The following is an 18,286-nucleotide window of genomic DNA, read 5'->3' on the forward strand; positions in this document are numbered from 1 at the left end:
GGCGGGCCTCGGCGCTCGGTCACAGCCGTTCGATGATCGTCACGTTGGCCTGGCCGCCGCCCTCGCACATGGTCTGGAGGCCGTACCGGCCGCCGGTGCGCTCCAGTTCGTGCAGCAGGGTCGTCATCAGGCGGGCGCCGGTCGCGCCGAGCGGGTGGCCGAGGGCGATCGCGCCGCCGTTGACGTTGACCTTGCCGGGGTCGGCGCCGGTCTCCTTCAGCCAGGCGAGGACGACCGGGGCGAAGGCCTCGTTGATCTCCACTAGGTCGATGGCGTCGATGGTCAGGCCGGTCTTCTTCAGGGCGTGCGCGGTGGCCGGGATGGGCGCGGTGAGCATGCGGATGGGGTCCTCGCCGCGCGCGGAGAGGTGGTGGACGCGGGCGCGCGGGCGCAGCCCGTGATCGCGTACGGCGCGCTCGGAGGCGATCAGCAGGGCCGCGGCCCCGTCGGAGACCTGGGAGGAGCAGGCCGCGGTGACGGTGCCGCCCTCGAGGACGGGCTCGAGCGCGGCCATCGCCTCCAGGGAGGTGTCCCGGCGCGGACCCTCGTCCACGGTGACCCGTCCGTAGGGGACGGTCTCGCGGACGAAGCGGCCGATGTCGATGGCGCGCAGCGCCCGCCGGTGCGAGCGCAGGGCCCATTCCTCCTGCTCCGCGCGGGAGATGGCCCATTGGGCGGCGATCATCTCGGCGCCGGCGAACTGGTTGACGGGCCGGTCGCCGTAGCGGGCGCGCCAGCCGGTGCTGCCGTGGAAGGGACCGTCGGTCAGGCCGAGGGGGACGGCCGCCTGCCGGGAGGCGTAGGCGATGGGGACCTGGGACATGTTCTGCACCCCGCCCGCGACCACGAGGTCCTGGGTGCCGGAGAGCACGGCCTGCGCGGCGAAGTGCACCGCCTGCTGGGAGGAGCCGCACTGCCGGTCGACGGTCACACCGGGCACCTCCTCGGGCAGGCCGGCGGCCAGCCAGCAGGTGCGGGCTATGTCCCCGGCCTGCGGGCCCACCGTGTCCAGACAGCCGAAGACCACGTCGTCCACGGCGGCCGGGTCGATCCCGGTGCGTTCCATCAGCGCCGTCAGCACCCCGGCGCCCAGGTCGGCCGGGTGGACCGCGCCGAGTCCTCCCCCGCGCCGTCCGACGGGTGTGCGGACCGCTTCGACGATGTAGGCCTCGGCCATGGAAACTCCCTACAGGAAAGGGGCTATTCGCGTACGGCGATCCCGTCCAGCACCATCGACAGGTACTGGCGGGCGATCTCCTCGGGGCTGTGCTTGCCGCCGGGCCGGTACCAGGAGGCGGCGACCCACACGGTGTCCCGGACGAACCGGTAGGTGAGCCGGATGTCCAGGTCCGCGCGGAAGACCCGCTCGGCGACCCCGCGTTCGAGCGTGCTGAGCCACGCCTTCTCGAACCGGCGCTGGGACTCGGCGAGGAAGGCGAACCGGTCCTGGCTGACGAGCTGCCGGCTCTCCTTCTGGTAGATCGCGACGGCGGCGCGGTGCCGGTCGATCTCCCGGAAGGATTCGGTGACCAGGGCCTCGAGGGTCTCGCGGGGCCCCAGTCCGGAGGCGAGGACGGTGTCGTAGCCGTCCCACAGCTCGTCGAGGAAGGTCCGCAGGATCTCCTCGAGCATCGACTCCTTGGAGTCGAAGTGGTAGTAGAGGCTGCCCGCGAGGATTCCGGCGTGGTCGGCGATCCGGCGGACGGTGGTGGCGTTGTAGCCGTGCTCGGCGAAGACCTCGGCAGCGGTGCTGAGGAGCTCGCCGCGCCGGGCCGCTGCCGCGGTCACCTGGGGTTTTTTCTTGGTCGGCACGCACCCATTGTGATCTGCCCCGGCCGTCAGGCGTGCTGGCTGCTGACGGCGACGACCTCGCCGGTCATGTAGGAGGAGTAGCCGGAGGCGAGGAAGACGATCACGTTGGCCACCTCCCAGGGCCGGGCGGGCCGGCCGAAGGCCTCCCGTCCGGTCAGCTCGGCGAGCAGGCCGGGGGTGGTCACCTTCTGCAGGTGGGGGTGGAGGGCGAGGCTGGGCGCGACCGCGTTGACCCGGACGCCGAACGCGGCGGCCTCGACGGCCGCGCACCGGGTCAGCGCCATCACCCCGGCCTTCGCGGCGGCGTAGTGGGCCTGTCCGGCCTGGGCGCGCCAGCCGAGGACGGAGGCGTTGTTGACGATGACTCCGCCGCCGGCCCGGCGCATCGCGCGCAGGGCGGCGCGGGTGCAGCGGAAGGTGCCGCCGAGGGTGACGTCCAGGACGCGGGACCACTCCTCGTCGGTCATGTCGGCGAGGTCCGCGGTGCCGCCGAGGCCGGCGTTGTTGACGACGACGTCCAGCCCGCCGTGCGCGGCCGCGGCCGTCTCGAACAGCGCCCGCACCTGGGCGTCGTCGGTGACGTCGCAGGGCGTCGCGGTGACCGCGCCGGGGAACTCCCGGCCCAGTTCCCGCTCGTGCTCCTCGAGCCGGCGCGGGTGGGCGTCGCTGATCAGCACCCGTGCGCCCTCCTCCAGGAAGCGGCGGGCGGTGGCCGCGCCGATGCCGGTGCCAGCCGCGGCGGTGACGACGGCGGTGCGGCCGCGGAGCAGTCCGTGCCCGGGGACGTAGGCCGGGCTCTCGACGCCTGTCATAGGGCCACGCTAACCTACCAAACACTTGTTAGGGAAGGGTGGTGACGGCGGTGGACCTGTCGCTTTCCACGGCGGACGAGGAGTTCCGCGCCGAGGCCCGGGCGTGGCTGGCGGCGCATGTGCCGCGCACCCCGTTGCCGTCCCTGGAGACGGCGGAGGGCTTCGCGGCCCACCGCGCCTGGGAGGCCGAACTGGCCGCGGACCGCTGGTCGGTGGTGTCGTGGCCCGAGCGGTACGGCGGCCGGGACTCCGGGCTGCTGCGGTGGCTGGTGTTCGAGGAGGAGTACTGGGCGGCGGGCGCGCCGGGCCGGGTCGGGCAGAACGGGATCAGCCTGCTCGCGCCGACGCTGTTCGCGTACGGCACCGAGGAGCAGCGCGCGCGGGTGCTGCCTCCGATGGCCACCGGCGAGACGGTGTGGGCGCAGGCCTGGTCGGAGCCGGAGGCGGGCTCGGACCTGGCCGCGCTGGCCTCCCGGGCGGCGCGGACGGACGGCGGCTGGCTGCTCACCGGGCAGAAGACCTGGTCCTCCCGGGCCGCGTTCGCCGACCGGGCCTTCGGCCTGTTCCGCAGCGACCCGGCGGCACCCAGGCCGCACCAGGGGCTCACGTATCTGATGTTCGGCCTCACGGCCCCCGGGGTGACGGTCCGTCCGATCGGCCGGCTGGACGGCAGACCGGCGTTCGCGGAGGTGTTCCTGGACGAGGTGTTCGTCCCGGACGAGGACGTGATCGGCGAGCCGGGGCAGGGCTGGCGGATCGCGATGTCCACGGCGGGCGACGAACGCGGGCTCACCCTGCGCTCCCCGGGCCGGTTCCTGGCCGCCGCCGCGCGGCTGCGCGAGCTGTGGCGGGCCCAGGGCTCGCCCGGGCACGCCCGGGCCCGGGTGGCCGACGCCCTGACCGCGGCGCGCGCCTACCAGCTGTTCGCCTACGCCGCCGTCTCCCGCCTGCTGGAGGGCGCCCGGCTCGGGCCGGAGTCCAGCATGAACAAGCTGTTCTGGTCCGAGCTGGACCTGGCGCTGCACGAGACGGCGCTGGACCTGCTGGGCCCGGAGGGCGAACTCGCCGACGGCGCCTGGGCGGAGGGGTATGTCTTCGCCCTGGCCGGGCCCGTCTACGCGGGCACGAACGAGATCCAGCGGGACATCGTCGCCGAGCGGCTGCTCGGCCTGCCGAAGGGACGCCGCTGATGCGCTTCCTCCTCGACGCCGGGCAGCGGGCCTTCGCCGGTTCGCTGCACGCCCTGCTGACCGCCGCCGACACCCCGGCGGTGGCCCGGGACTGGGCCCGCGGCGACCACGCGCGCGGGCGCGCGCTGTGGTCGCGGATCGCCGGGGCGGGAGTGTTCGGGCTCGCGGTGGCGGAGGAGTACGGCGGGGCGGGGCCGCATCCGGTGGAACTGGCGGCGGCCTTCGTGGAGCTGGGCCGGCACGCGGTGCCCGGTCCGCTGGCGGAGACGGCCGGTGCGGCCGTGCTCCTCGCCGGTTCCGCGTCGGCCGGGCGTTTCCTGCCCGGGCTGGCGGCGGGGACGGAGCTGGCGACGGTGGCGGCGCCCGGGGGCTGGGCCGTCGACGGCGACGCGGCCTCGGTGCGGCTGCGCCCGGGGCCCGAGGGCCTGTATCTGTCCACGGCGCCGCCCGGCCCGGTGCGCCGGTCCCTGGACCCGGCCCGCCGGCTGACCCGGCTCGCCCCCGCCGGTGAACTCCTGTGCGCCGACGCGCCGTACGACCGGGCGCTCGTGTGGACCCGGCTGGCCACCGCCGCCCAGGCCCTCGGCGTGGGGCTGGCGCTGCTCGACCGGACGGTGGACCACGTACGGCGACGCACCCAGTTCGGTGTGCCCGTCGGCTCTTTCCAGGCCGTCAAACACCGCCTGGCCGACGCGAAGACCGCCCTGGAGTTCGCCCGCCCCCTGGTGTTCGGCGCGGCGGTGTCCCAGTGCCCGGCGCAGGTGGCCGCCGCCAAGCTGGCCGCGGGCGAGGCGGCGTACACGACGGCGCGGACGGCGCTGCACCTGCACGGCGCGATCGGGTACACGGCGGAGTACGACCTGTCCCTGTGGCTGACCAAGGCCCGGGCGCTGCGCTCGGCGTGGGGCACGCCCGAGGAGTGCCGGGACCTGGTGCTCGCCCAAGGGCTTTAGGAGGTGGTGCCCGCCCAGGGTCGGGCCCGGGGTCAGGAGGTGGTGGTCAGCAGCCGGGTCAGCGAGGCGCGGGAGCCCTCCAGCCGGGCGATGCGCTCCTCGATGCCCTGCAACTGCTCGACCAGCACCGGGGTCAGGCACGGCTCGACCTCGGTCTCACCGCCGCACACGCAGTCCAGGACCTCGCGGATGACCCGGGTGGGCAGTCCGGCGTCCAGGAGGGCGCGGATCCGGCGTACGGTCCGGGGGGCGCTGTCGTCGTACACGCGCTGCCCGCCGGGTGTGCGGCCGGCGACGAGCAGGCCCTGCTCCTCGTAGTACCGCAGCAGCCGGACGCTCACGCCGGTCGTGCGGGCCAGCTCCCCGATCCTCACTGTGAACCCCCTCACAACCTCTTGAAGCTCACATCCATGTCAGCTCCTAGCGTCACAGCCATGACGAACCCGACTGTATTCCGCATCGGCGGCGACCTGGAGGTCCGGCGGATCGGCTACGGCGCGATGCGCCTGGCGAACGCCCCGCACGAGCGGTCCGGCAGGACCGCGCCCATCTGGACCGCCCCCACCGACCGCGCCGACGCCGTACGGCTGCTGCGCCGCGCCGCCGAGCTGGGCGTGACACTCTTCGACACCGCCGACGCCTACGCGCTGGGCACCAACGAGGAGCTGCTGGCCGAGGCGCTGCACCCGTACCGCGACGGTGTCGTGATCGCCACCAAGGCGGGTGTGCTGCGGCCGAGCCCGACCGAGTGGATCACCCATGGGCACCCGGCATACCTGCGGCAGCAGGCCGAGCTGAGCCTGCGCCGGCTGCGCACCGACCGCATCGACCTGTTCCAGCTGCACCGCATCGACCCCGAGTATCCGCTCGAGGACCAGATCGGCGCCCTCAAGCAGCTCCAGGAGGAAGGGAAGGTACGGCACATCGGGCTGTCGGAGGTGACGGTGGCGGAGCTGACCGCCGCCTCGGCCATCGCGCCGGTCACCAGTGTGCAGAACGTGTACAACCTGGCCACTCGCGGCCATGACCCGGTGATCGACCACACCGCGAAGGCCGGCATCGCCTTCCTGCCGTACTTCCCGGTCGCCATGGGCGCGCACGCGGCCGACGGCGGGCCGCTCGCCGCCGTCGCCGCCGAACTCGGCGCCACCCGCGCGCAGACCGCCCTGGCCTGGCTGCTGCACCGCGCGCCGAACATCGTCCCGATCCCCGGCACCTCCTCCCCCGCCCATCTGGCGGAGAACGTCGCCGCGCTCGGACTCACCCTCACCGAGGAGCAGTTCGAGCGGATCGACGCGGGCGCGTGACGCCCGGGCGGGGACATGCAACGACGCCTGCCCAGTGTCCGGTCGGGGACAGGCGGGCAGGCGCCGTCAGTGTTCCGTACGCCTTTGTACGTAACGTCTGTGCGGACCCGGGGGGTCCGGTGTGTCGCGCGTCAGACCGCCAGGGCGCGGTCCGTCGGGCGGATCGGGGCCGGCAGGTCGCTGGCCCCGGTCAGGTAGCGGTCGACTCCGCGGGCGGCCGAGCGGCCCTCCGCGATCGCCCAGACGATGAGGGACTGGCCGCGGCCGGCGTCACCGGCGACGAACACACCCGGCACGTTGGTCTGGAAGTCGGCGTCGCGGGCGATGTTACCCCGTTCGTCGAGGTCTAGACCAAACTGCTCGACCAGGCCGTTCTCCCGGTCGGTGCCGGTGAAGCCCATGGCGAGGGTGACCAGCTGGGCCGGGATCTTCCGCTCGGTGCCGGGCTTCGGGGTCAGCCTGCCGTCGATGAACTCCACCTCGGTGAGGTGCAGCCACTGGACGTTGCCGTCCTCGTCGCCCTCGAAGTGGGTGGTGGAGACGGAGTAGACCCGCTCGCCGCCCTCCTCGTGGGCCGACGTGACCTTGTAGAGCATCGGGAAGGTCGGCCAGGGCTGGGCGACCGGGTGCCGCTCGTCGTTCGGGCGGGGCATGATCTCCAGCTGGGTGACGGAGGCCGCGCCCTGCCGGTGGGCGGTGCCGACGCAGTCCGCGCCGGTGTCGCCGCCGCCGATGACGACGACGTGCTTGCCCTCGGCGGAGATGGGCGGCACCACGTAGTCGCCCTCCTGCACCTTGTTGGCCAGGGGCAGGTACTCCATGGCCTGGTAGACGCCCTTCAGCTCCCGGCCGGGAACGGGCAGGTCGCGGGCGGTCGTGGCACCGGCGGCGATCACGATCGCGTCGTAGCGCTTCTTCAGGTCGGTCGCCTTGATGTCACGGCCGATCTCCACACCGGTGCGGAACCGGGTGCCCTCCGCGCGCATCTGCTCGATACGGCGGTTGATGTGCCGCTTCTCCATCTTGAACTCGGGGATGCCGTACCGCAGCAGCCCGCCGACCCGGTCGGCGCGCTCGTAGACGGCGACCGTGTGACCGGCCCGGGTCAGCTGCTGGGCGGCGGCGAGCCCCGCCGGGCCCGAGCCGATGACCGCGACCGTCTTGCCGGACAGGCGCTCGGGGATCTGCGGGGCGACGTCCCCGGTCTCCCACGCCTTGTCGATGATCGAGACCTCGACGTTCTTGATGGTGACCGGCGCCTGGTTGATGCCGAGCACACACGCCGACTCGCACGGGGCCGGGCAGAGCCGGCCGGTGAACTCCGGGAAGTTGTTGGTGGCGTGCAGCCGCTCGGAGGCGGCGGCCCAGTCCTCGCGGTAGGCGTAGTCGTTCCACTCGGGGATCAGGTTCCCCAGCGGACAGCCGTTGTGGCAGAACGGGATGCCGCAGTCCATGCAGCGGCTGGCCTGCTTGCTGATGATCGGCAGCAGGGAGCCGGGGACGTACACCTCGTTCCAGTCCTTCACCCGCTCGGCGACGGGGCGGGTCTTGGCGACCTCACGGCCGTGGTTCAGGAAGCCCTTCGGGTCAGCCATTGCTCGCCGCCTCCATCATCTTCTCGGTGACCTCGGTCTCGGAGAGACCGGCTCGCTCGGCGGCGTCCTTGGCGGCGAGCACTGCCTTGTACGTGCTGGGGATGATCTTGCTGAAGCGCTCCACGGCCGTGTCCCAGTCGGCCAGCAGCTTGGCGGCGACGGTCGAGCCGGTCTCCTCGGCGTGGCGGCGCACCACGTCGTGCAGCCACTGCTTGTCCGTCTCGTCCAGCGCCTCGATCGCACCGGCGTTGCCGGCGTTGACGTTGTCGCGGTCGAGGTCGACGACGTAGGCGACGCCGCCGGACATGCCCGCCGCGAAGTTGCGGCCGGTCGGGCCGAGGACGACCGCGTGACCGCCGGTCATGTACTCGCAGCCGTGGTCGCCCACGCCCTCGGAGACGACCAGCGCGCCGGAGTTGCGGACGCAGAACCGCTCACCGGTACGGCCGCGCAGGAACAGCTCGCCGCCGGTGGCGCCGTAGGCGATGGTGTTGCCCGCGATGGTCGAGTACTCGGCGAGGTGGTCGGCGGCCCGGTCCGGGCGGACGACGATCCGGCCGCCGGACAGGCCCTTGCCGACGTAGTCGTTGGCGTCGCCCTCCAGGCGCAGCGTGATGCCGCGCGGCAGGAACGCGCCGAAGGACTGGCCGGCGGAGCCGGTGAAGGTGATGTCGATGGTGTCGTCGGGCAGGCCCGCGCCGCCGAACTTCTTCGTCACCTCGTGGCCGAGCATGGTGCCGACCGTGCGGTTGATGTTGCGGATGGCGACCTGGGCGCGCACCGGCTGGGCCTCGGTCGCGTCGTTCGCGGCCAGGGCGTCGGCGGCGAGCTTGATCAGCTCGTTGTCCAGGGCCTTCTCCAGGCCGTGGTCCTGGGCGGCCACCTGGTGGCGGACGGCACCCTCGGGCAGCTCGGGCACGTGGAACAGCGGTTCCAGGTCCAGGCCCTGCGCCTTCCAGTGGTCCACCGCGCGCTCGACGTCCAGCACCTCGGCGTGGCCGACGGCCTCCTCGATGGAGCGGAAGCCCAGCTCGGCCAGCAGCTCGCGGACCTCCTCGGCGATGAACCGGAAGAAGTTCACCACGTGCTCGGCCTTGCCGGCGAAGCGGTCGCGCAGCACCGGATTCTGGGTGGCGATGCCGACCGGACAGGTGTCCAGGTGGCACACGCGCATCATCACGCAGCCGGAGACGACCAGCGGGGCGGTGGCGAAACCGAACTCCTCGGCGCCGAGCAGCGCGGCGATGATCACGTCCCGGCCGGTCTTCAGCTGGCCGTCGGTCTGGACGACGATCCGGTCGCGCAGCCCGTTGAGCAGCAGGGTCTGCTGGGTCTCGGCGAGGCCGAGCTCCCAGGGGCCGCCCGCGTGCTTCAGCGAGGTGAGCGGGGAGGCGCCGGTGCCGCCGTCGTGGCCGGAGATCAGCACGACGTCGGCGTGCGCCTTGGACACACCGGCCGCGACCGTGCCGACGCCGACCTCGGAGACCAGCTTGACGTGGATCCGCGCCCGCGGGTTCGCGTTCTTCAGGTCGTGGATCAGCTGGGCCAGGTCCTCGATGGAGTAGATGTCGTGGTGCGGCGGCGGGGAGATCAGGCCGACGCCCGGCGTCGAGTGCCGGGTCCTGGCGACCCACGGGTAGACCTTGTGGCCGGGCAGCTGGCCGCCCTCGCCGGGCTTGGCGCCCTGGGCCATCTTGATCTGGATGTCGTCCGCGTTGACCAGGTACTCGCTGGTCACGCCGAAGCGGCCGGAGGCGACCTGCTTGATGGCGCTGCGCCGCGCGGGGTCGTACAGGCGCTCCGGGTCCTCGCCGCCCTCACCGGTGTTGGACTTGCCGCCCAGCTGGTTCATGGCGATGGCGAGGGTCTCGTGCGCCTCCTTGGAGATGGAGCCGTACGACATGGCGCCGGTGGAGAAGCGCTTGACGATCTCGCTCACCGGCTCGACCTCGTCGAGCGGGATCGGCTTGCGGTCGGACTTGAAGCCGAACAGGCCGCGCAGCGTCATCAGGCGCTCGGACTGCTCGTTCACCCGGGAGGTGTACTTCTTGAAGATGTCGTAGCGGCCGGCCCGCGTGGAGTGCTGGAGGCGGAAGACCGTCTCCGGGTCGAACAGGTGCGGTTCGCCCTCGCGGCGCCACTGGTACTCGCCGCCGATCTCCAGCGCGCGGTGCGCCGGGGCGATGCCGGAGGCCGGGTAGGCCTTGGCGTGGCGGGCGGCGACCTCCTCGGCGATGACGTCGATGCCGACGCCGCCGATCTTGGTGGCGGTGCCGTTGAAGTACTTCTCCACGAAGCCCTCGTCCAGGCCGACGGCCTCGAAGACCTGGGCGCCGCGGTAGGAGGCGACAGTGGAGATGCCCATCTTGGACATGACCTTCAGCACGCCCTTGCCGAGGGCGTAGATCAGGTTCTTGATGGCCTGCTCGGGCTCGATGCCGTTGAGGAAGGTGCCCGCGCGCAGCAGGTCCTCCACCGACTCCATCGCCAGGTAGGGGTTGACCGCGGCGGCGCCGTAGCCGATGAGCAGGGCGACGTGGTGGACCTCGCGGACGTCGCCGGCCTCGACCAGCAGGCCCACGTGGGTGCGCTGCTTGGTGCGGATGAGGTGGTGGTGGACGGCCGCGGTGAGCAGCAGCGACGGGATCGGCGCGTGCTCGGCGTCGGAGTGGCGGTCGGACAGGACGATCAGCCGGGCGCCGTTGTCGATGGCGGCGTCGGCCTCGGCGCAGATCTCCTCGATGCGCGCGGCGAGGGCGTCACCGCCGCCGGAGACCCGGTACAGACCGGAGAGCGTGGCGGCCTTGAAGCCGGGCATGTCGCCGTCGGCGTTGATATGGATGAGCTTGGCCAGCTCGTCGTTGTCGATCACCGGGAAGGGCAGCACGACGGACCGGCAGGAGGCGGCGGTCGGCTCCAGCAGGTTGCCCTGCGGGCCCAGCGAGCTGCGCAGGGAGGTGACCAGCTCCTCGCGGATCGCGTCCAGCGGCGGGTTGGTGACCTGCGCGAACAGCTGGGTGAAGTAGTCGAACAGCAGCCGCGGGCGCTCGGACAGGGCCGCGATCGGGGAGTCCGTGCCCATGGAGCCGATCGGCTCGGCGGCGGTGCGGGCCATCGGGGCGAGGATGACGCGCAGCTCTTCCTCGGTGTAGCCGAAGGTCTGCTGGCGCCGGGTGACCGAGGCGTGGGTGTGCACGATGTGCTCGCGCTCGGGCAGGTCGCCCAGCTCGATCTCGCCGGCCTCCAGCCACTCGGCGTAGGGCTTCTCGGCGGCGAGGGACGCCTTGATCTCGTCGTCCTCGATGATGCGGTGCTCGGCGGTGTCGACGAGGAACATCCGGCCGGGCTGGAGGCGGCCCTTGCGGACGACCTTGGCCGGGTCGATGTCGAGGACGCCGACCTCCGAGCCGAGGACGACGAGGCCGTCGTCGGTGACCCAGTAGCGGCCGGGGCGCAGACCGTTGCGGTCGAGCACGGCGCCGACCTGGGTGCCGTCGGTGAAGGTGACGCAGGCGGGGCCGTCCCAGGGCTCCATCATCGTGGAGTGGAACTGGTAGAAGGCGCGCCGGGCCGGGTCCATGGAGTCGTGGTTCTCCCACGCCTCCGGGATCATCATCAGCACGGAGTGCGGCAGCGAACGGCCGCCCAGATGCAGCAGCTCCAGGACCTCGTCGAAGGAGGCCGAGTCGGAGGCGTCCGGGGTGCAGACCGGGAACAGGCGGTCCAGCTTCTCCTGCGGGCCGAACAGGTCGGAGGCCAGCTGGGACTCGCGGGCGACCATCCAGTTGCGGTTGCCCTTGACGGTGTTGATCTCACCGTTGTGCGCGACGAACCGGTACGGGTGCGCGAGCGGCCACGACGGGAAGGTGTTGGTGGAGAACCGGGAGTGCACCAGCGCGATCGCGGAGGCGAACCGGCGGTCGGACAGGTCCGGGAAGAAGGGTTCGAGCTGGCCGGTGGTCAGCATGCCCTTGTAGACGATGGTCCGGGCGGACAGGGAGGGGAAGTAGACCCCGGCCTCGCGCTCGGCGCGCTTGCGCAGCACGAACGCCTTGCGGTCCAGGGCGATGCCCTCGCTCGCGCCGTCGGTGACGAAGACCTGCCGGAACACCGGCATCGTGGAGCGGGCGGTGGCGCCCAGCAGCTCCGGGGCGACCGGGACGGCGCGCCAGCCGAGGACCGTCAGGCCCTCCTCCGCGGCGATCGTCTCGATCTGTGAGACGGCGTCCTCGGTTCCCTCCTCCGGCAGGAAGGCGATGCCTACCGCATAGGAACCGGCCGCCGGAAGGTCGAATCCGGCCACGTCGCGGAGGAAGGCGTCGGGCACCTGCGAGAGGATGCCCGCGCCGTCGCCGGAGTCGGGCTCGGAACCGGTGGCGCCACGGTGCTCCAGGTTGCGCAGGACGGTGAGTGCCTGCTCGACCAGGGTGTGGGACGCCTCGCCGGTAAGGGTGGCGACGAAACCGACGCCGCACGCGTCGTGTTCGTTGCGGGGGTCGTACATACCCTGCGCAGCAGGGCGAGCATCCATGAACGACCAGTTCCGGCCGTTCTTGGAGTGCTGGGACGGCTGGCGCGGCGTACGCATCGGCTCTCCCGTCGTCGTCATGTGGCATGTGGCAGGTGCCGAGGGACGACGTTGGCCCTCTGCGTGAGATCTACGGTGAGATCAAAATTTCGTGCAGGTTACATGATGGAGCGGTTCCCGGGAACCGGATACTTCGTTCCAGCATGCGGACGCCGCGGTCGCGGCGGAGGTGCCGCGCGTACGCGGCGATGCCGTGCGGTGACGGCTCGGTGCCGTACGGGACGGCGGGTGCCGTGCGGTGACGGCGACGTCGTGTGGGGGCCGTGCCGGACAGGATCGGTCGGATCGGCGTCCGGCGGCCCGAGGGGGCCGGAGCGGGCGTCATCACCCGCCCCGAGGGGGCGCGGCAGGCGTCATTGCCCACAGCGCTTACGGCTCATGCCCCGTCGCAAAGCAGTCGAAACCAGCGAGTAACGGGTACTTATGCGGCCCATCGCATAAGTACCGGTCGGGCTATCCTACGGCCGTTCCGAACAGACTGCCCAGGGCGTACGTCACACCGGCCGCCGCACCGCCCAGCGCGAGCTGCCGCAGTCCGCTGAACCACCAGGTCCGCGCGGTCACCTTGGCCACCACGGCACCGCAGGCGAAGAGCCCGGCAAGGGCGAGCAGCACGGCGGGCCACAGCGCGGTCGCACCGAGCAGGTACGGCAGGACGGGCAGCAGGGCGCCGAGCGCGAACGCCCCGAACGACGACACGGCGGCGACCAGCGGGGAGGGCAGGTCGCCGGGGTCGATGCCCAGCTCCTCGCGGGCGTGGATCTCCAGGGCCTGCTCGGGATCGCTGGACAGCTGCCGGGCGACCTGCCGGGCCAGCTCCGGCTCCACCCCGCGGGCCATGTACAGCGCGGCCAGCTCCGCCTCCTCGTCCTGCGGGTGTTTACGCAGCTCACGGCGCTCGATGTCGAGTTCCGCCTCGACCAGTTCACGCTGGGAGGCGACGGAGGTGTACTCCCCGGCCGCCATGGAGAAGGCACCGGCCGCGAGGCCGGCGAGACCGGTGATGACTATGGTGTGCTGGCTCACGGAGCCGCCGGCCACGCCCGTCATCAGGGCGAGGTTGGAGACCAGGCCGTCCATGGCGCCGAAGACCGCGGGCCGCAGCCATCCCCCGTTGACGTCACGGTGGGTGTGGTTGTCGCGGTGCGCCTCGTGCAGCGCCGCCTCGGTTTCGATGATGGCCATGCGGGCCCCCCAGGAAAGCTTAGCCAAAGCTAACTTTGGATCGATTCTACTTTTTGACAAGCCCAAATCTACGCCGTCGGCTCCCCCTCCGCCAGCAAGGAAAGGCTCGGCTAACCTGCGGCTTTCGTTTCCGGCCGCCCACCCGTGGGACACCTCCGCACACCCTGGCACCCGCACCCGGACGGCGGAACGCGCCGGACTCCCGGAAGCCGCACAACAAGGCCGCCCAGGAGGATGATTCGGGGCATGACGCCCACAGCACAGCAAAGCAGCGCCCCGGCCCCGAGCATGCCCGCCGGCCCTCTCACCGGCGCCCCGGCCCCGACCGCCACCCGCCGCCCCGCCGGGCCGCGTCCCGCCCGGCCGCTCACCGAGACCGCCCGCGGGCTCTCCGACCGGATCGCCGGCCACGGCTCCGCCCGCGAGCGGGCGTCCACCGCGCCGGGAGGCCGCCCGTGCTCCGTCTGACCTGGGTCCAGCCGGAGGACCTGCTGGGTCACGAGCTGCGCCAGGCCCGTCTGGACGGGCGCGAGCCGAAGGCGGTCGAGGCGCGCTGGCGGGCGGCCGGAGGCCCCGACGCGCCGGAGCGGACCGGCGCCTCCGCGCACGGCGTCACCCGCTACCTGCGCCTGCTGGCGGAGGACCTGCTGGACGAACTCGCCGACCTGCCCGGCCGCTTCGCCGAGGACGAGCCAACCGACCTGGCCCGCATCACGTCCCTGTGCCCCGACCGGCCCGCCGGGCGGTCCGCCACCGCGCCGGACCCCCGCGCCCTCGAAGCCGCCTGGCTCGGCCGGGCCATCGGCCGCCTCCTCGGCAAACCCGTCGGAAACCTCCCCCTCGACGGCATCCGCGCCCTCGCCGCGGCGTCCGGAAACCGGCCCCTCACCGGATACTTCACGGCCAGGGGGGTGCCCGGGGACCTCCTCGCCGCCCATCCCTGGGACCGCCGCTGCGCCGCCACCTGCCTGGCCGAGAACATCGACGGCATGCCCGCGGACGACGACCTCGACCACGCGCTCCTCAATCTGCTGCTGCTCCGGCGCCACGGGCGGCACTTCGGCACCGACGACGTCGCCCGGCTCTGGCTCGACGCGCTGCCGCCCGGCCGCACCGCCACCGCCGAGCGCGTCGCCTACCGCAATCTGCTCTGCGGCATCGAGCCCCCGCACACCGCCCGCCACCGCAACCCGTTCCGGGAGTGGACGGGTGCGCTGATCCGCGCCGACGTGCACGGCTGGACCAATCCCGGCGACCCGGCCGCCGCCGCCGGACAGGCGTACCGCGACGCGGTCCTCACCCACACCGCCAACGGCGTCTACGCGGCGATGTTCACCGCCGCCGTCATCGCCACCGCCGCCCCGGGCACCCACGACGTCCACGCCTGCCTGCGGGCCGGCCGCGCGGTGGTCCCGCCCCGCTCCCGGCTGGCGGCGGCCGTCGACCACGCCGTCCGACTGGCCCGGACCACCGAGGACTTCGAGGACGTCGTGGACGAACTCCACGCCCGCTACGCCGCCACCCACCACCGGGCCCACGCCGTCCCCAACACCGCGCTGATCGCCGCCGCCCTCACCCACGCCGACGGCGACTTCGCCGGCTCCATCTGCCGTGCCGTGTCCGGCGGCTGGGCCACCGGCGCCACCGGCGCGACCGCCGGCAGCGTCGCCGGGCTCCTCGCCGGCTCCCCCGGCGCGCTGCCCGAACGCTGGCGGGCGCCGCTGAAGAACCGGCTCGCCAGCGCCCTCGCCGAGTTCGACGGCTGCGGCTTCGACACCCTCGCCCACCTCACGCACCTGGAGGCGACCCGCCCATGACCCATATCGCGGTCCTCGGCAGCACCAACATGGACCTGGTCACCTATGTCGACAAGGCGCCCGAGCGCGGGGAGACCGTGACGGGGCGGGAGTTCCGTACGGTGCCCGGCGGCAAGGGTGCCAACCAGGCGATCGCCGCGGCCCGGGCCGGCGCCACCGTCTCGATGATCGGCGCGGTCGGCACCGACGCCTACGGCGCGCGGCTGCGCGACACCCTCGAACACTCCGGCGTGGACACCGACTTCCTGCGCACGGTGCAGGGGCCGTCCGGCACCGCGCACATCGTGGTGGACGCCGAGGGCGGCAACGCGATCGTCGTCGTCCCCGGCGCCAACGGCACCGTGGACCACCTCTCCCCCGGCGACGAGGGGGTGATCGCCACCGCCGACGCCCTGCTGCTGCAACTGGAGATCCCGCTCCCGGCGGTCGTCGCGGGCGCCCGGGCGGCCCGCCGGCACGGGGTCCGTACGGTCCTCACCCCCTCCCCGGTCCAGCCGCTGCCGCCCGAGTTGCTCCAGGCCGTCGACCTGTTGGTGCCGAACGAGTACGAGGCGGTCACCCTCACCGGCCGCACCGACCCGCGCGAGGCGGCGGCGGCCCTGCTGGAGCTGGTGCCGGAGGTGGTCGTCACCCTGGGCGCGACCGGCTGCCTGTATCTGGCCCGGGGCGCCGGACCGCTCGTGGTCCCCGCGCCCCGGGTGACCGCCGTCGACTCCACCGGCGCGGGCGACACCTTCGTCGGCGCGCTCGCCGTGGCCCTCGCCGAGGAGAAACCGGTACGCGAGGCCCTGACCTGGGCGGCCGCCGCGGCGGCGATCTCCGTCCAGCGGGAAGGGGCGTCGGCGTCGATGCCGTACCGCCCGGAGATCGAGGCCCAGTACGGCACATGAGCACCCGCCTGCGTGCGCGGACGCGGCTGTTCCTTCCGCCGCCACGGCGATCAGCCACGACGGCGGTGTCCGGCGGTGCCGCACCCACCGCACGCCACCGCCCGCACACGCCGAGGGCGCCCGGAACACTCCGGGCGCCCTCGGTGTCGTAGCACCGACGGTCGGACCGTCGTCGCGGAACGGGCGGTCAGACCTTCTTCGCCGGCTTCGCCTCGTCCTCCGTCGATTCCTCGCCCGGCTCCCCGGCGTCCCCGGCCCGCTTCTCCCCGGCGTCGGCGTCGGTGACGGCCTCGTCGGACCCGGGGTTCTTCTCCTCGCCGCCGGCGACAGCCTCCGTGTCCCCGGCCGGACCGCCGGAGGCGAGCGCGGGTTCGACCACGGCCTCCCGTCCCGGCCGCTTCTTCCCCGACAGCACGATGTACGCCACCGCCAGCAGGAAGACGATCAGGGCGGTCCAGACGTTGAGGCGGATGCCCAGGATGTGGTGGGCGTCGTCCACGCGCAGGTATTCGATCCAGCCACGGCCCGCGCAGTACGCGGCGACGTACAGGGCGAACGCCCGGCCATGCCCCAGCTTGAAGCGGCGGTCCGCCCAGATCACCAGCAGGCCCACACCGACGCACCACAGGGATTCGTAGAGGAACGTCGGGTGGTAGTACCCCGGCACCCGGCCGCCCTCGGCGGAGGTGATGTGCAGCGCCCAGGGGACGTGGGTCTCGTGGCCGTACAGCTCCTGGTTGAACCAGTTGCCCCAGCGGCCGATGGCCTGCGCGAACGCGATGCCGGGCGCGACGGCGTCGGCGTACGCGGGCATCGGGATGCCCCGGCGCCGCGCGCCGATCCAGGCGCCGAGCGCGCCGAGCGCGATCGCGCCCCAGATGCCCAGGCCGCCCTCCCACACCTTGAAGGCGTCCACCCAGTCACGGCCCTCGCTGAAGTACAGCTCGTAGTCCGTGATCACGTGGTAGAGCCGGCCGCCGACCAGGCCGAACGGCACGGCCCAGACGGCGATGTCGGCGACCGTGCCGGACTGCCCGCCGCGGGCGATCCAGCGCTTGTTGCCGAACCAGACGGCAACGAAGACGCCGATGATGATGCAGATGGCGTAGCCGCGCAGCGGGATGGGGCCGAGGTACAGCACCCCGTGCGACGGGCTGGGGATGTAGGCAAGGTTCATGGCAGGTCCGACGCTACCGTGCCGGGCCAGGGGGAGGGCAAGCAGCCCGGCTACGGGTCCATAACGGGGCGTCGGGAACGCTCACCCGCGGTCGGCCGCCTCCACCATCTGCTTGAGCTTGGCCGGGGTCATCGTGCGGTCCTCGTAGATGTTCTTGCCGTCGAGCAGCACGGTCGGGGTGCCGCCGAAGTCGCCGGACTTGAACGCCTGGTGGGACTTGTCCACCCAGCCGTCGTGGGTGCCGTTCCGGACGCACTTGCGGAAGGCGGGGGTGTCCAGGCCCTTCACCTTGCCGGCCAGCTCGATCAGCTTGTCGTTGCCCGCGAAGGCGTCGTCGGTCTCCTTGGGCTGGTTCGCGAACAGCACGTCGTGGTAGTCACGGAACTTTCCGGCGTCCTGGGCGCAGGCCGCGGCGTTGGCGGCGCGCAGCGAACCGGTGCCGCCGAGGTTGCCGTCGATCAGCCGGACCAGGTGGTACTCGACCCGGAGCTTGCCGGCGTCGGTCAGTTCGTGGAGCGTCGGCCGGTACGCCGTCTCGAAGGCCTGGCAGGCCGGGCAGCGGAAGTCCTCCCAGACGGTGAGCGTCGACTTGGCGCCGTCCTTGCCGACCGGGATCGCGAGGCTGTCCTTGCCCTGCGCGCCCGAGGGGGCCACGGCCGGGCCCGCCTTGGTGCTCTTGTCCTTGCCGGCGTTCGCGGCGACGACGCCGATCACCGCCGCCAGGCCCAGGACGCAGACGACGCTCGCGCCCACGATCAGCCGGCGCCGTCGCTTGTCCGCGGCCTTCTGCTTCTCGCGCTCGACCGCCAGCCGCTCCCGGGCGGTGCGTTTTCCGTCACGGTTCTTCTCGCTCACACCCCCAGAACGAACCGGGGAGGCGCAGCGCGCCTCCCCGGTCCGAGGTCCACCCGTTCGAGTGACCGAATCATCCGGTACGGGACATCGGCCCGTACCGGCTCC

At 72.8% G+C, this 18,286-nt stretch carries 15 protein-coding genes; 6 read left to right on the top strand and 9 right to left on the bottom strand.

The annotated features are described in order from the left end of the window. Window positions 1-19: 19 nt before the first annotated feature. The 3 genes from IE251_RS09115 to IE251_RS09125 are packed head-to-tail and all read right to left on the bottom strand — an operon-like array spanning window position 20 to window position 2,624. Window positions 20-1,177, bottom strand: coding sequence for an acetyl-CoA C-acetyltransferase (locus tag IE251_RS09115; RefSeq protein ID WP_189752388.1), 1,158 nt, complete (start codon window positions 1,175-1,177; stop codon window positions 20-22). A 23-nt stretch (window positions 1,178-1,200) separates the two neighbouring features. Further along, window positions 1,201-1,812 (bottom strand): TetR/AcrR family transcriptional regulator, encoded by a 612-nt coding sequence (locus IE251_RS09120; RefSeq protein ID WP_189752389.1) that lies wholly within the window; start codon window positions 1,810-1,812, stop codon window positions 1,201-1,203. A 26-nt stretch (window positions 1,813-1,838) separates the two neighbouring features. Continuing rightward, window positions 1,839-2,624 (bottom strand): SDR family oxidoreductase, encoded by a 786-nt coding sequence (locus tag IE251_RS09125; protein WP_189752390.1) that lies wholly within the window; start codon window positions 2,622-2,624, stop codon window positions 1,839-1,841. 50 nt (window positions 2,625-2,674) lie between these two features. Between IE251_RS09125 and IE251_RS09130 the strand changes: the two genes are divergently transcribed. Together IE251_RS09130 and IE251_RS09135 are read left to right on the top strand one after the other, a co-directional pair. After that, window positions 2,675-3,814: an acyl-CoA dehydrogenase family protein gene (locus IE251_RS09130; RefSeq protein ID WP_189752391.1), complete on the top strand. Its 1,140-nt coding sequence runs from the start codon at window positions 2,675-2,677 to the stop codon at window positions 3,812-3,814. Beyond that, window positions 3,814-4,767 (top strand): acyl-CoA dehydrogenase family protein, encoded by a 954-nt coding sequence (locus IE251_RS09135; protein WP_189752392.1) that lies wholly within the window; start codon window positions 3,814-3,816, stop codon window positions 4,765-4,767. Before IE251_RS09130 ends, IE251_RS09135 begins: the two co-directional genes overlap by 1 nt. 32 nt (window positions 4,768-4,799) lie before the next feature. Here IE251_RS09135 and IE251_RS09140 read toward each other — a convergent pair whose 3' ends face one another. Next, entirely contained in the window at window positions 4,800-5,141 is a 342-nt protein-coding gene (locus IE251_RS09140; protein ID WP_189752393.1) for a MerR family transcriptional regulator, read from the bottom strand. 60 nt (window positions 5,142-5,201) lie between these two features. Here IE251_RS09140 and IE251_RS09145 point away from each other — a divergent pair, with 60 nt between their 5' ends. Beyond that, window positions 5,202-6,074, top strand: coding sequence for an aldo/keto reductase (locus tag IE251_RS09145; RefSeq protein WP_189752394.1), 873 nt, complete (start codon window positions 5,202-5,204; stop codon window positions 6,072-6,074). Between the two features lie 131 nt (window positions 6,075-6,205). Here the strand turns inward: IE251_RS09145 and IE251_RS09150 are convergent, their stop codons facing one another. The 3 genes from IE251_RS09150 to IE251_RS09160 all read right to left on the bottom strand — a co-directional run bounded on the left by IE251_RS09150 (window position 6,206) and on the right by IE251_RS09160 (window position 13,442). Continuing rightward, on the bottom strand, window positions 6,206-7,669 hold the full coding sequence (locus IE251_RS09150) for a glutamate synthase subunit beta (RefSeq protein WP_189752395.1): 1,464 nt from the start codon (window positions 7,667-7,669) through the stop codon (window positions 6,206-6,208). Next, entirely contained in the window at window positions 7,662-12,173 is a 4,512-nt protein-coding gene (gene gltB / locus IE251_RS09155; RefSeq protein ID WP_189752592.1) for a glutamate synthase large subunit, read from the bottom strand. Before gltB ends, IE251_RS09150 begins: the two co-directional genes overlap by 8 nt. A 537-nt stretch (window positions 12,174-12,710) precedes the next feature. Then, window positions 12,711-13,442: a VIT1/CCC1 transporter family protein gene (locus tag IE251_RS09160; RefSeq protein WP_189752396.1), complete on the bottom strand. Its 732-nt coding sequence runs from the start codon at window positions 13,440-13,442 to the stop codon at window positions 12,711-12,713. A 246-nt stretch (window positions 13,443-13,688) separates the two neighbouring features. Between IE251_RS09160 and IE251_RS09165 the strand changes: the two genes are divergently transcribed. From IE251_RS09165 to rbsK, 3 genes are read left to right on the top strand one after another with little or no spacing between them, the layout of a single operon-like run. Next, a complete protein-coding gene (locus tag IE251_RS09165) occupies window positions 13,689-13,910 on the top strand; it encodes a hypothetical protein (protein WP_189752397.1) in 222 nt (73 codons plus the stop codon). Continuing rightward, complete coding sequence (locus tag IE251_RS09170) at window positions 13,898-15,259, top strand: ADP-ribosylglycohydrolase family protein (RefSeq protein WP_189752398.1); 1,362 nt, start codon at window positions 13,898-13,900, stop codon at window positions 15,257-15,259. The genes IE251_RS09165 and IE251_RS09170 overlap by 13 nt, the downstream gene beginning before the upstream one ends. After that, window positions 15,256-16,149, top strand: a complete 894-nt coding sequence (gene rbsK / locus IE251_RS09175; protein ID WP_189752399.1) for a ribokinase — start codon at window positions 15,256-15,258, stop codon at window positions 16,147-16,149. Before IE251_RS09170 ends, rbsK begins: the two co-directional genes overlap by 4 nt. Window positions 16,150-16,336: 187 nt before the next feature. On the opposite strand, the gene lgt is transcribed toward rbsK, so the two are convergent. After that, complete coding sequence (lgt, locus tag IE251_RS09180; RefSeq protein WP_189752400.1) at window positions 16,337-17,326, bottom strand: prolipoprotein diacylglyceryl transferase; 990 nt, start codon at window positions 17,324-17,326, stop codon at window positions 16,337-16,339. Between the two features lie 81 nt (window positions 17,327-17,407). Then, on the bottom strand, window positions 17,408-18,181 hold the full coding sequence (locus IE251_RS09185; protein WP_189752401.1) for a DsbA family protein: 774 nt from the start codon (window positions 18,179-18,181) through the stop codon (window positions 17,408-17,410). Between the last annotated feature and the right edge of the window lie 105 nt (window positions 18,182-18,286).

This window comes from Streptomyces eurythermus, from assembly GCF_014649115.1.
In the GTDB taxonomy this organism is placed as follows: Bacteria; Actinomycetota; Actinomycetes; order Streptomycetales; family Streptomycetaceae; genus Streptomyces; species Streptomyces eurythermus.

Coding starts and splice junctions, on each gene's coding strand:
- IE251_RS09115 (WP_189752388.1), bottom strand. CDS start 1,177: ATGGCCGAGGCCTACATCGTCGAAGCGGTCCGCACACCCGTCGGACGG.
- IE251_RS09125 (WP_189752390.1), bottom strand. CDS start 2,624: ATGACAGGCGTCGAGAGCCCGGCCTACGTCCCCGGGCACGGACTGCTC.
- IE251_RS09135 (WP_189752392.1), top strand. CDS start 3,814: ATGCGCTTCCTCCTCGACGCCGGGCAGCGGGCCTTCGCCGGTTCGCTG.
- IE251_RS09145 (WP_189752394.1), top strand. CDS start 5,202: ATGACGAACCCGACTGTATTCCGCATCGGCGGCGACCTGGAGGTCCGG.
- IE251_RS09150 (WP_189752395.1), bottom strand. CDS start 7,669: ATGGCTGACCCGAAGGGCTTCCTGAACCACGGCCGTGAGGTCGCCAAG.
- gltB (WP_189752592.1), bottom strand. CDS start 12,173: ATGTACGACCCCCGCAACGAACACGACGCGTGCGGCGTCGGTTTCGTC.
- IE251_RS09160 (WP_189752396.1), bottom strand. CDS start 13,442: ATGGCCATCATCGAAACCGAGGCGGCGCTGCACGAGGCGCACCGCGAC.
- IE251_RS09165 (WP_189752397.1), top strand. CDS start 13,689: ATGACGCCCACAGCACAGCAAAGCAGCGCCCCGGCCCCGAGCATGCCC.
- rbsK (WP_189752399.1), top strand. CDS start 15,256: ATGACCCATATCGCGGTCCTCGGCAGCACCAACATGGACCTGGTCACC.
- lgt (WP_189752400.1), bottom strand. CDS start 17,326: ATGAACCTTGCCTACATCCCCAGCCCGTCGCACGGGGTGCTGTACCTC.